The 12,592-nt window shown below is 61.6% G+C and carries 10 protein-coding genes and 1 pseudogene; 7 read left to right on the top strand and 4 right to left on the bottom strand.

Annotated features, from left to right (window positions below; genetic code table 11):
• Positions 1-49: 49 nt before the first annotated feature.
• The 3 genes from G5B40_RS11355 to G5B40_RS11365 are packed head-to-tail and all read right to left on the bottom strand — an operon-like array spanning position 50 to position 2,807.
• Positions 50-1,231, bottom strand: coding sequence for an ABC transporter substrate-binding protein (locus G5B40_RS11355; protein WP_165098632.1), 1,182 nt, complete (start codon positions 1,229-1,231; stop codon positions 50-52).
• 32 nt (positions 1,232-1,263) lie between these two features.
• Positions 1,264-1,914, bottom strand: a complete 651-nt coding sequence (locus G5B40_RS11360) for a cysteine hydrolase family protein (protein WP_165098635.1) — start codon at positions 1,912-1,914, stop codon at positions 1,264-1,266.
• Positions 1,911-2,807, bottom strand: coding sequence for an N-formylglutamate amidohydrolase (locus tag G5B40_RS11365; RefSeq protein ID WP_246209478.1), 897 nt, complete (start codon positions 2,805-2,807; stop codon positions 1,911-1,913). The genes G5B40_RS11360 and G5B40_RS11365 overlap by 4 nt, the downstream gene beginning before the upstream one ends.
• Positions 2,808-2,873: 66 nt before the next feature.
• Here G5B40_RS11365 and G5B40_RS11370 point away from each other — a divergent pair, with 66 nt between their 5' ends.
• Both G5B40_RS11370 and G5B40_RS11375 read left to right on the top strand, forming a co-directional pair.
• A complete protein-coding gene (locus tag G5B40_RS11370) occupies positions 2,874-3,758 on the top strand; it encodes a MurR/RpiR family transcriptional regulator (RefSeq protein ID WP_165098638.1) in 885 nt (294 codons plus the stop codon).
• On the top strand, positions 3,755-5,065 hold the full coding sequence (locus G5B40_RS11375) for a glutamine synthetase family protein (protein ID WP_165098640.1): 1,311 nt from the start codon (positions 3,755-3,757) through the stop codon (positions 5,063-5,065). The genes G5B40_RS11370 and G5B40_RS11375 overlap by 4 nt, the downstream gene beginning before the upstream one ends.
• Before the next feature lie 227 nt (positions 5,066-5,292).
• Here G5B40_RS11375 and G5B40_RS21220 read toward each other — a convergent pair.
• Positions 5,293-5,679: pseudogene (locus G5B40_RS21220) on the bottom strand (integrase core domain-containing protein); the annotation flags it as partial.
• 504 nt (positions 5,680-6,183) lie between these two features.
• Between G5B40_RS21220 and G5B40_RS11390 the strand changes: the two are divergent.
• From G5B40_RS11390 to G5B40_RS11410, 5 genes are all read left to right on the top strand, one after another.
• Positions 6,184-7,662 carry an acyl-CoA carboxylase subunit beta gene (locus G5B40_RS11390; protein ID WP_211907321.1) on the top strand — a complete coding sequence of 493 codons (1,479 nt, stop codon included), beginning with the start codon at positions 6,184-6,186 and terminating at the stop codon, positions 7,660-7,662.
• A 12-nt stretch (positions 7,663-7,674) separates the two neighbouring features.
• A complete protein-coding gene (locus G5B40_RS11395; protein ID WP_165098646.1) occupies positions 7,675-8,409 on the top strand; it encodes an acetate--CoA ligase family protein in 735 nt (244 codons plus the stop codon).
• Complete coding sequence (locus tag G5B40_RS11400; RefSeq protein ID WP_165098648.1) at positions 8,409-9,902, top strand: CoA-binding protein; 1,494 nt, start codon at positions 8,409-8,411, stop codon at positions 9,900-9,902. Before G5B40_RS11395 ends, G5B40_RS11400 begins: the two co-directional genes overlap by 1 nt.
• A 19-nt stretch (positions 9,903-9,921) precedes the next feature.
• Positions 9,922-10,794, top strand: a complete 873-nt coding sequence (locus G5B40_RS11405; protein ID WP_165098650.1) for a TrmB family transcriptional regulator — start codon at positions 9,922-9,924, stop codon at positions 10,792-10,794.
• A 431-nt stretch (positions 10,795-11,225) separates the two neighbouring features.
• On the top strand, positions 11,226-12,452 hold the full coding sequence (locus G5B40_RS11410; protein ID WP_165098652.1) for a hypothetical protein: 1,227 nt from the start codon (positions 11,226-11,228) through the stop codon (positions 12,450-12,452).
• The last annotated feature ends 140 nt before the right edge of the window (positions 12,453-12,592 follow it).

Here is a 12,592-nt window from a genome sequence, read left to right on the forward strand (position 1 = left end):
TTTCCTGGAAACCGGGAGCGGCGGCGAGGCCGCCGCCCCCGACGATGGATCAGGGCTTGGGCAGGGTCTCGGGACGACGCCAGCCCATGAAGGACGGTTTGCCGTTCTTCAGTTCCGTCAACACGGCCGCCTTGTTCGGCTCGTGACCGTCCGCGGCCGAGGAATAGCTCAGGCTGCCGGTCAGCAAGTCGAACTCGCCCTCCTCGAGCGCCTTGGCGACGGCGGCTCCATCGGTGGAGCCCGCCGCTTCGACTGCGGCGGCCATCAGCATGATGGTGTCCCAACCGGTCGCGACGAAGGATGATTCCGGCGCCTCGCCATGCTTCTTCTCGTACAGGTCGATGAACATCGGCATGTCGTCGTGGCTTTCCGGGCCCATCCAGGCGTGGGTGACGAAATAGATATCGTTGCCCAGCTTCTCGCCCAGCGCTTCATGCATCGCCGGATCGTCATAGGCGTCGCCGCCCAGAACCGGCGCGTCGATGCCCGCTTCCCGCAGCGCGCGGATGATCACGCCGATATCCTGCCCGTAGGAGGACAGGAAGACGACGTCCGGCTTCTCATCCAGCGCCTGAAGCCGCGCCAGCTGCGCCGAGAAATCATTGTCGCCATTGGTATAGGTGTCCTCGAGGATCACCTCACAGCCGATATCCTCGTAATGCGCGATGAAATACTTGGACAGCGACTTGGTGTAGGCGATGAACTGGTCGGTGACCACATAGGCCTTCTTCCAGCCTTTCTCCTCGCAGGCGAAATTCGCCGCAACCGCGCCCATGGTGGTGTTCCACATCGACAGGGTGAACTGCTTGTCGCCCAGCGACCACGAAGAATAGAGCGGATCGGACGCGCAGGTCGAGATGCCGACCAGGCCCGCCTCCTGCGCCTCGCGGCTGGCGGGGCCGCCGAAGTCAAAATCGCAAGGCGCCACGATCAGCTCGGCCCCCCGGTCGATCAATTCGACGGCGACATTGCCGACGGTGACCGGATCGGATTTACCGTCGATATTCACGAACTTCACCTGACGACCCATGACGCCGCCGTTCGCGTTCAGGTAGTCCACCGCCACCTCGGCCCCCAGAAAGCCGGGTGTGTCCAGGGGCGCCTGAATGCCGGTTAGCGACAGCGCGCCGCCAATCAGCAGCTCGTCCTTGTCCTGCGCTACGACGGCGCCGGCCGAGAACGCCAGCGCCGCGCCCGCCGCCAGGGCGGTCGTCGTTCTGCGTATGGTCATGATCATCTCCTCCTCGGTTGATACTCTGGTGGTCAGTCCAGTTGGCCGATCTCCGCCAGCAGGTCGTCTGTATTCACCTGTCGGCAATATCCGGCGATGGCTCTAAGCGAATTGTCGTGACGTTCTTGCGTGTAGGTCGCGCAGGCGTCTGGCGCCAGCGTCACCAGATAGTTCAGATCGCAGGCGTCGCGCACCGCGGATTCGACGCATTGATCGGTCAGAACCCCGCACAACACGATCTGACTGACGCCAAGATTGCGCAACACATAGTCGATATGCGTCGAGACAAAGACCGATGACGACGACTTGGGCAGCACGATTTCGTCGCCCTCGGGGGCGATCTCGTCCACCACCTTGCCGTCGCGCGAGCCTTTTGGAACGTTGAACCCGGTGATCTTGTAATCCAGCCCCCGGTCCCGCCCGTCCAGCGTCAAAGACTCGATGGTGGTGTACATCACCTCGATTCCCGCCTTGCGGAACCCGCGTTGCAGCTTTTGCATGTTGGGCAGCGCCAGCTTGTGCAGGCGATCGAAATAGTAGCCGTAAGCGCCGGCGATCTCTTCATCCGGTATATCCTTGAATTCGCCGCCATCGCGGCGCACCGAGAAATTCTGAACGTCGATGAACAGAAGCGCCGCGCGTTCGCGATCAAGCGGGATCTGTCGGGTTTTCGGATAGCTCATGAGGCAAACTCCGGTTCGTCAAGAATCCGCCGCAGGGCGTCCGCCAGCCGACCGGCCCATAAACCCTGCCCAGCGGCATCGGCGACGAGATCGTTCCGCAATTCGATCAGGACATGCGGCAACCCGCGCGACTCGCCATGCACGGGAATCGAGTAATCGCTTTCATCGTCCACCGAATAAGGCGCGTTCAGCGCGACAATCTCGTCCGGGACGATGCGGGCGAGCATGTCCATCAGCGCCACGGCCAGACGCCGGTCGCGATTGAACAGCAGACCCACCGCCATGTCGCGTGAAGCCCCGGCCATCACCGGCGTGAAGGAATGCACCGTCACCAGCAGCGTCGGGCGCGAAGCCCGCGCCCGCGAATCCAGCAGAGCGGAAACTGCGGCATGATAGGGTGCGTGAATCTCGTCGTATCGAAGACGGCGATCCGCCTCGCTCAACTGACGATTGCCGGGGATCGCCACACCGTCGCTGATTTCCGGAATACAGTCCGAGGCGCTCAACGGACGGTTGGCGTCGATTACCAGACGACTGTATCGCTGAAGGATCAGCGGCGCATCGAGATGCTGCGACAGAAGCCGCGCCACGGCCTCGGCGCCGATGTCCCAGGCGATATGCTTGTCCATTTCCGCGGATGGCAACGCCAGATCCGACAGACGCGCCGGCACCGCCCGCCCCGCATGTTCACAAAGCAGCACCAGCCCGGCCGCGCCATCACCGTTGATCTGTTCGACCGGAGCAGGATCGCCGACACCCAACAGACGCCGCGACGTCGCCCCGGGCCGCACGCCGGCACGACCCGTTGCATCGTCAGAAGTTGAGATCTCGGACATGCCCGCCCCGTTTGTGAACGCGCCGGTAGGATTGGAAAGTTTCACGACAAACGTCAAGATTTATTATCCGTTTGACTAATTACTTTCATTCCGCCTTTATGATGACCCCGACCGGAGACGCCGATGACAGTCAAGGACATCCTGCGCCGGAATCTGCCCGATCTGACCGCCGGTCAGAGCAAGCTGGCCGCGGCGTTGCTGGCCGATTACCCATTCGCCGCGCTGCACCCGATCCAGCATCTGGCCGATGCGACGGGACTCAGTCCGCCCTCGATCTCTCGCTTTGTGCATCGCCTCGGTTTCGGGGGATTCGCCGAATTTCAACAGGCGTTGATCGCCGAGTTGCGCGAAGGCGGCCGCTCGCCCCGCGATCTGCGCGTGACCGCCGATGACGCGTCCAGCGCGAATTTTCTGGCCACCTATTCAGACAGGTTCAGCTCGGTGAGCGGCAAGCTGTCGGGGATCGTGCCGCAACAGCAGATCGATAGCGTGACCGCCCTTCTGGCCGACCCCACCCGGGAAATCTATCTGCGTGGCGGTCGGATAAGCAACGGCATGGCGCAATTCCTTTCCGTGCATCTGCGCCAGATCCGGCCAGGAGTCCACCACCTGGCCGACGACCCGGAAATGTGGCCCGATGCGCTGCTGCAGGCGCGGCGCAAGGATGTGCTGGTGCTGTTCGATTTCCGCCGCTATCAGCCCATGATCGTCCGGCTGGCCGCGACCGCGCGCCAGCACTGCCGGATGCAGATCATCCTGTTGACCGACCGGTGGCAGTCGCCGGCGGCGCGATATTGCACCCATGTGATCGCCGTCCCGATCGAGATCGGCACCGCCTCGGACACCATGGCCTCGGTCACCACGGTGCTGGAGACGCTTATCGTGACTGTCTCGGAACATGACTGGCGCCGCACCGAAAAGCGTATGGAGAAATGGGACGCCCTCCTCGAATCGCTTCAGAACGCCGAACCCACCCAGGATACAACGGACCGGACGGAACCTTCATGACCCGCGAAGACCTGATTCTGGCCTGCACTTGCGACATCGCCGGCAAGGTGCGCGGCAAGGCCTTTCCCGCCGCGCAACTGGACAAACGGCTGAAACGCGGCATCGGCTGGACGCCGACCAATGTGCAGATCACCTGTTTCGACACGATCGCCGAAACACCCTTCGGCTCGTTCGGAGACTTGGTTCTCATCCCTGATCCTTCGGCGCGGCTGCGCCTACCCGAAGAGGGCGCGCCCGATGAAACGCTTGTTCTTGGCGACATCCGGCATACTGATGGCCGCCCTTGGGAATTCTGCACGCGCAGCATCCTGCGCGGCGCGCTGGATCGGCTGGCCGAAGTTTCGGGTCTGAGGCTGAACGGCACTTTCGAGCATGAATTCCAGGTCCGGCATGAGCCCGATCGCCCCGGCAGCGCCTTTTCCAGCGCCGGTTTCCGGCAGTGGCGCGCGTTCGGCGAGGCCCTTATCGCGGCGATGCGCGGCAACGGCATCGCGCCCGACACCTTCCTGCGCGAATTTGGCCCTGGCCAGTTCGAGGTGACGATGGACCCCGCTGAAGGCCTGCGCATCGCGGACAACGCCGTCATCCTGCGCGAACTGGTGCACGCTGTCGCCGCGCGGTTCGACAAGGCGGCGACATTCGTGCCGATCCGCGGCCCGGAGACGGTGGGCAACGGGGTGCATGTGCATCTCAGCCTGTCCGGCGCCGACGGCGAACCCGCCACCTACGACCCTGCACGGAAGCACGAGATGTCACGCCATGCCGGGCAATTCGTCGCCGGTATCCTGAAATATCTCGATGCGATCATCGCCATCGCCGCGCCCAGCGTCGTCTCATACCTGCGTCTGACGCCGCACCGCTGGAGCTCAGCCTACAACAATCTGGGGTTCCGCGACCGAGAGGCGGCGGTCCGGATCTGCCCGGTATCGGACCTGTCCGATCTGGCGCGGGCGCGCCAGTTCCATTTCGAGTATCGGGCCGCCGACGCCGCGGCCAGCCCCTACATGCTGCTCGCCGCGCTGGCGCATGCCGGCGCCCAGGGGATCGCCGAGGAGCTGGAAGCCCCGGACGCCACGCAGACCGACCTGTCCACCCTCTCGCCCGCGGCGCTGGCGGCCAGCGGCCACAAACGGCTGCCGAGCACGCTGGACGAGGCACTGGAAATATTCGCGGCGAACGACACGGTCACGGGCTGGTTCCCTCCGGGCTTCGCCGATCTCTACGTCAAGCACAAGCAAGGCGAGGCGTCATTCGTCGCCGGTCTGGACCCGCAGGCGCAATGCGCCCGCTACGAGGAGGTCTATTGATCCGCCAACCGCCAGCCCATCGCCTGACAGGGCGGTCAGAACGCTCGCCGGCCGCTCATCACACCGATGGCCCGTATTGGAAGCAGAAACAGCAAAGACAAAGCGGGCACGGGCGCGTCGGCGTGAGGTGTATTCCGACAGCCGTAGTTGGTGCGCCCGGATCTTTGTGAAGCCCGCAATGGCGGTTGAAGCGGCCCCACTTGAGCAGTGCAAGTTCGGGGTCGGCGCATGGTTCGCCTTTGATCCATCGGCGCGGTGGCTTCCGGGGCGGGCGGCCGCTGGCCCAGTGCGCTGAGGAGGCGTCCGATGTTGTAATGTCTCCTCCACCCTCCGATGAGGGTCTGAGATTCGCGCAGCGAGTGGAAGATTTCACCGTTCAGTAGTTCGTCCCGCGTTCACCCGTTGAAGCTTTCGCCGCATCCGTTCTCTCAAAGCGAGCCTCGCTCGATATACGCGGTCTTGGCTCCGGCGGCCTTTATCCAACCTATGACGGCCTCCGCGATGAACTCGGGACCGTCGCCGGAGCAATTGCAGGCAGGCGCGCCGTGCAGAATGAACGGGTCCGTCATCGCATCGATGAACTCTGTGTAGTTCTGCTTCCGTTTCACATGGATTCCTCAGAACCAGCTTGTCTAGAACCAGGTCAGAACCAGTTCTCCGAACGCGCTCGTTCGCTTTTGGGAGCCGCTCCAGTCTCATGAGCTGTTCCGCGCCCATTCCACTATACTTCTTCATCCAACGGGAATACGTCCGCTCGGTCGCGCTAATCCGCCGGATTGCGTCCATCCGGGCGCCCGCTTCCCAATCATAAGGGCGGGCCACTTCAGTGGGGGCTCTCGAACCTCTCGGCTTTCCGCACGGACGCAATGACAACCACGCCGAAAGCTTCGGCCAGTTTCTGAACTGAACCACCATCCCCGGCTTCGCGCCGCCCTTGCGCGCGCTTGCGCGGCTTAGATGGCGGCATTGACATGTGGACAGGGGAATCCAATAGTAGTAGCAATAACACCTACGCATATTGACGAGAGGCATTGAAGCACATGCAGGGTGATCCGCAGAGCACGAAATCCAAGGCATGGCTGGAAGAATTTGAACGCCGGCGCGCCAAGGCGCTAGCTATGGGCAATCCGGAAAAACTCAATGCGCGCCGCGAGGCCGGCATACTGAACGCCCGTCAACGCCTCGATTGCCTTCTTGATGAAGAAAGTTTCAACGAGTTCGGCCTTTTCGCGACTTCGCACCGTCCGGAGATGCGTGAGAAAACCCCAGCAGATGGGAAGATCGCCGGCTTCGGCCGCGTCAACGGTCGACCAGTTGCGGTCGTTTCGAACGACTTCACGGTTCTGGGCGCGTCGTCGAGCGTCATCAACGGCAAAAAGATGAAACATATCAGAGACGTCGCAGCCTCGCGCGGCATGCCGATGGTGTGTCTCGGCGAATCGGCCGGCGCGCGGATGCCCGACCGCATGGGCGCAAGCGGCCGCGCGATCCTCGGGCAGGATCCGGTCGAATTCCGGCGATGCCGCGAAATGCCGCTGGTCTCTGCGCTTCTGGGCGACTGCTACGGGTCGTCGACGTGGTATGCGTGCATGTCGGACTTCACAGTGATGCGCAAGGGCGCGACAATGGCGGTTGCGAGTTCGCGCGTAACCTCCATCGCGATCAATCAGACCGTCGATCCCGAAGAACTCGGCGGCTGGCGGCTCCATACGGAGAAGACCGGCCTCGTTGACTATGCGGAGGCGAGCGACGAAGAAGCGCTGGCGGTCGTCAAGCGTTACCTCAGCTATATGCCGCAACATCAGGGAGAGGCGCCGCCGACCGCGGATTCTCCGATCCGCCCGGACAACGCAGACGACGCGATCCTCGACCTTCTACCCGAAAGCCGTTCCCAAGTTTACGATTCACGGAAAATCGTTGCCGCGATCGTGGATCACGACAGTGTATTCGAGATGAAGCCCCGGTTCGGCAGATCGATCGTGACGGCGCTCGCGCGCATCGGCGGTCGGGTTGTGGGCGTTATCGCGAACAATCCAATGGTGCGAGGCGGGTCGATCGACGTCGATGCGATGCGCAAGGCGACGAGCTTCATCGTCCATTGCGATTCTTTCAACATTCCGCTCGTTTTCCTGGTGGACCAGCCTGGCTTCCTGATCGGCGTTGACGGCGAGAAACGCTGGGCGCCTGGGCGCATCATGAACTGGATGAACGCGCTTTCACTCGTCACCGTTCCTCGCATCGCCATCACGCTGCGCAAGAACTACGGGCAGGCCTATCTGAACATGGGCGGCGGGCGTAATTCTGACGTTTCCGCGGCGTGGCCCTCAGCCGATTACGGATTCATGGATCCCCGTGTCGGCGTCAATGTGCTGCACGGTCTCAAGCGCGAAGACGATCCGGAACGGTTCGATCAGCTGGCGAACGAGATCTCGAACGACAGCTCCGCATACGCCTTGGCGGCCCTCTTCGAGAGTCATTCGGTTCTCGACCCGCGGGACACCAGCAGATTCATTGCGAGCGCGCTTGATATCCACTGCGGCGGTCCGACCAAGGGCGTCGGGCGCCATCATCTCGCCAATTGGCCGACCAGTTTCTGAGAAGGCTGCGCAATGAACGATCCGCACGCCTCCGCCTGGCGATGTGTCCGAACTGAAATCATCGCATTGCGGGATGGCGGCGGTTCGGCGCTCGACGAGCATCATGCCAAGACCGTCCTCGACAGTCTTGGCATCGCCGTTCCAAGAGGCGTCCGGGTAAACGGGAGGGAAGAGATCGCTCCGCGCCTTCGGGACCTATCCGCGCCGTTCGCGCTCAAGGCGCTGGCGGTCGCTCCGCTACACAAGAGCGATATAGGCGCGGTTCGCCTTCACCTGCCATCGGCCGCCAGCATCGAGCTGGCCAGAACGGAAATCGCGTCGCGCCTCGCCGACTCCGAGATCAATGTCACTGGATACCTCGTGGAGGAAATGGCCGAACCCGGCGTCGAGCTTGTGATCGGCGGAATCATCGACCCACAACTCGGGCCGATGCTGATGCTCGGCGCGGGCGGAATTTTCGCCGAGATACTCGATGACTCGGCATTCGGTCTCTGTCCGATCAGTCGAATCGACGCGCAGAGAATGATGCGGGATCTCAAGGTTTATCCGATTCTCGCCGGCGCACGAGGGCGGGAACCTGTCGCCATGGACGCAATCGTCGATGCGCTGATCGTCCTCGGCGGCCCCGACGGCTTCTTTACTCACAACGCCGACCTCATCCGCGAGTTCGATCTGAACCCGATTTTCGCAGCTCCCGATGGAATCGTCGCCGTCGATGCGCGCGTAGTGATCGGGGGTGCGCGCTGATGCAGCTTCCTGGGAGGCCGGGCGCCGCGCGGGAGCGGTTTGCGGCGCTTTTCAATCCGCAATCGATCGCTGTCGCTGGCGCATCCGCATCACAGGTCAACGCAGGCAACCGTTTCATCCGGCTCTTGCATCAATGGAACTATAGCGGCGACATCTATGCGATCCACCCCAAAGCGGAAACCATAGAGGGTGTTCCCGCCTTCCGGTCGCTTGGCGAAACACCGCATCCTGTCGATTACGCCTATGTTACGATTCCTGCGGCGCATGTGACCGAACTTATCGCGGCGGCCCGCGGTCGCGTCGCTTTCGCGCAGGTAATGGCCAGCTCAACGCCAAGCGATCTGTTTGCGTGGGAACGAGATCTCCGGGTCGCGGCGAAGTCGGCGGGGGTGCGCCTGATCGGCCCGAACTGCATGGGCACGCATTCTCCGCGAGGAGGATACACCTTCATGGAGGGCGCGCTTCTCGAGCCGGGCGACATCGGTGTCGCAGCGCAGAGCGGCGGGCTCGGCATGGACATCCTTCGCCGAGGCCAGTCAACTGGTCTTCGCTTCAGCGGCCTCGTCACCCTCGGCAACAGCATCGACGTCACGCCGGTGGATATGCTCGACTATTATCTCGATGACCCCGAGACACGCGCCATAGGTCTCTACATTGAGGACGTGAAGGACGGTGGCGGATTTCGCGCTCTGCTTGACGCGAACGCGGGCGCCAAACCCGTTGTGTTGTTGGTAGGCGGCTTGACCAAGCTTGGCGGCGCGGCGGCCGCGTCGCACACGGGTGCGATGACTGGCGGCAGCCGCGCCTGGGAGGCGCTGGCTCGTCAGACAGGGGCCATCCTTACCTTCACGCTCGACGACTTCCTTGAAACATTGCAAGCCTGCGCCTGGCTGACGCCGAAACCCACGACGCCTGAATCGGGTATCGTACTCTTCGGAAACGGCGGAGGAACAAGTGTTCTGGCGTCGGACGCCGTGGCCCGCGCCGGCTTCAACCTTGCGAGCATGCCGCCGGCCGCGCTCGCGGAAATCGCCGAACTGCGGCTACCGCCCGGTGCGAGTGTCGCGAATCCAATCGACCTTCCCGCGAGCGTGTTGCGGGAGAACCAGGGCCGCATTGCTGGTGACATCCTCGAGATCGTGCGCCAACATACCAAACCGCACGCCATCATCGCACATCTCAATCTGCCTGTGATAATGGGCTATCGTCACATCGAGAATTTCATGCCGAATCTGATCGAAGCACTACTCAAGAGCGCATCCGGCTCAGGAACGACGCCTCATCTCGTGCTCGCACTGCGCTCCGATGGCAGCGAAGAAGTTGACGCATGGCGGCGAACATTCCGATCCGCCGCAACGGCGCGAGGGGTCCCTTGTTACGACGAACTGCCTCAGGCGGTATCGGCGCTGTCGCGATTTCAGGGGTACGAAAGTTTTATCGCCGGTCGTCTTGCGACAAGCTACAGTGACGCACGATCAAGACATGACGCCTGAAACTTAGGAGACATGCGAAATGGGTGCGACCGTGGTTGCGCGGCAAACGGTGCCTGACGACCTCCTGCTCGATCTCAAACAACTGGGCTTTACCGAATACGAGGCGCGGGTCTACTTTCAGCTACTCTTACAGAGTCCGGCGACCGCGTATGAGGTGGCGAAAGCCAGCGGCGTGCCGCGCCCCAACACCTATAACGCGCTGGAAGCGTTGTCGCAGCGGGGGGCCGTTCTTCCCGTAAGCGAAAGCCCGGTTCGTTACGTCGCCGCCGCACCCGAAAAGCACATTGATCACATCGGCCGCAAGACGATCGCCCTTTGCGAAGATCTCGTGCAGCGTCTCAACAAGCTGACGCCCGCCGCCAACGATACTTACGTCTGGACATTGCACGGCGAGACCAGCGTTCGCGACAAGATCGATTTGCTGCTGAACGCGAGCAAGGTTTCGATCTGGGTAAAGGCGGCGGATGATGTGCTGCGCGTCCATGCCGAGGCGCTTCGCGCAGCCGCCGAACGGGGCGTCGAGATAATCATCATCTTGTTCGGCGACGACACGGGCGAATTCAGCTTTGGCGAAAGCTGCAACGTGTATCTGCATGAGGGCAATGGCGTCCGCATGGGGTCGGCTGACAATTTGTTCACCTTGACGATCGATCATGACGAGATGCTGACTGCGGCCATCGAAGACGAAATGACCGCCTCATATTCCCGCAATCGGGCCGTTGTGCGCATGGCGGAGTCCTTGCTGCGGCACGATTACTATATGGCGGAAATCTACGCACGGTTCGGCGGCCAGATCGACGAGGTGTTCGGCCCCTATCTTCGCGACTTGCGATTGCGAACGTTCTCGCCGGAACAGGTGTCCTCGTTCAGAGACAAGACTGGGCTGCGTTAGCCGATCTCCGCTGATTTATCGGCGCGCGCCCGTCCTCGGTGTCGTGACCTGCGGGTCCGATTATCTGCATGCGCCGACGCTGTTCTTTTTCTCCACGAAGGCTTCGGCCCGTGCAGGCAGGCCAGTCTGTCGCCCACTCCCGCGGCATTTTCGGCGCCACGGCGATGATCTTGGCGACTGGCGGCCTCCACAATCAGGGCATGGAGACGCCTCAAAAAACGTCTCAATTGCAACTACTCTATATGATTGGTAATCTAACGGGAGGATCAATGCTTTAGGCAACCAACCCGAATGATTATCGACATTGCGGCGGGCAGCGCCAGGACGGCGCTTATCGCCGTCAGGCCCGTTCCCATAAGCAGGATAGCTCGACGCCGGTCACGAGCCGCGACCACTCCGCCCACCAGTTTCGTCCGCGCGAGGATCAATGCATGAACAGCCAAGACGGTGGCTCGGTCGCCCTAGATCGTGATGGTTTTGGCGGTTCGAGGAAATTGAGCTCGCATGCGACTGGCTTCTTTAGAATCGAAAAGCTCGCGGACCGTTGGTGGTTCTTAACCCCTGAGGGCAATGTATTCTTCTCTTTGGGCCTCAATCATATATCCAGCTGCGCCTTCCGCAGGCCCGATGGGATCAGCGACTTCCTTTCCAATTATGGCGGTGATGAAGGCTGGATTCGCAATGGCGTCGCCCGGGATCTAAGGTCATGGGGGTTCAATTCGATCGGATGGACTCAGGAAATTGCGCAGCGATACGCGCCGCGAGATCCGCTGAAGCGGAATGATGTTCCTGATCCACGCCGAGGCTGGGGCGACCGTTTCGCTCTCCTTCATGATCGTCCGTGGGAACACGAGCGCTATCAGTGGGCGGGCATGCCGTACTGTCATTCTTTGAACTTCGTGAATAATGCATATTACTACGATGGATCGATCACCGGCCTTGGTGAGTCGATGCATTATCCAGACGTTTTCGATCCATATTTTCAGGATCACTGCGATCATATCGCCCGAACATATGCCGGAAGCATGCGCGACGACCCGAACCTGATCGGTTATTTCTTTTCGGACGTTCCCGACTGGTCGGGAGAAGTACACTCACGCCATTGGACCCGATCCGTTGATGGCGCCTATTTCAACGATGCGGATGCGAGGATAGCGGCGATCGCGAAATACTATTTCGAGACCACCGCCGGTGCGATCCGACGCTATGATTCGAACCATCTCTTGCTGGGCGATCGATTTCTCGGCGGGCGCGCGTTGCCGGGTTCGGTGCTCGATGCAATGAGGAATCAGGTCGATGTTCTCTCGGTCCAGTCGGGAGGGAACTTCTCAGAAGAAAGGGCGCAACTCGCCGAATGGAGGTCACGTTGCGGCAAACCTATCCTGCTCTGCGATGCAGTGATGCCTCCGCAATATTTCGGTCCGCCACAGCAGAAGAACCGGGGTGAGGCTTACACCCGCTACCTTCGGGCGGCGCTCACCACCGATTCAGTAATCGGTGTGCACTTCTGCGGCGCATATGCTCACGCTGAAGCTCGCGGATGGGGGATCAAGTCGGCTTCGGACGAGGCTGACCCCGAACTGATCGATGCGTTCATGACGATCCACGCGGACGCATATGACATCGCTCTGGACAGGGAGAGAATCGAAAGGCTTTGAGGCGATCAGCGCGCGCTGATCTTTCTTCCTTGGGGCTCAATTCGTCTCTCGCTTCGCCGTAGTGCTCTTGTGGCCGTAGTAATGATAGCTACTATCAGCCACAATCGACCGCGCCGGTTCCTGACACGCATCATGAGGTA

It is taken from the genome of Pikeienuella piscinae, assembly GCF_011044155.1.
Lineage (GTDB): Bacteria > Pseudomonadota > Alphaproteobacteria > Rhodobacterales > Rhodobacteraceae > Pikeienuella > Pikeienuella piscinae.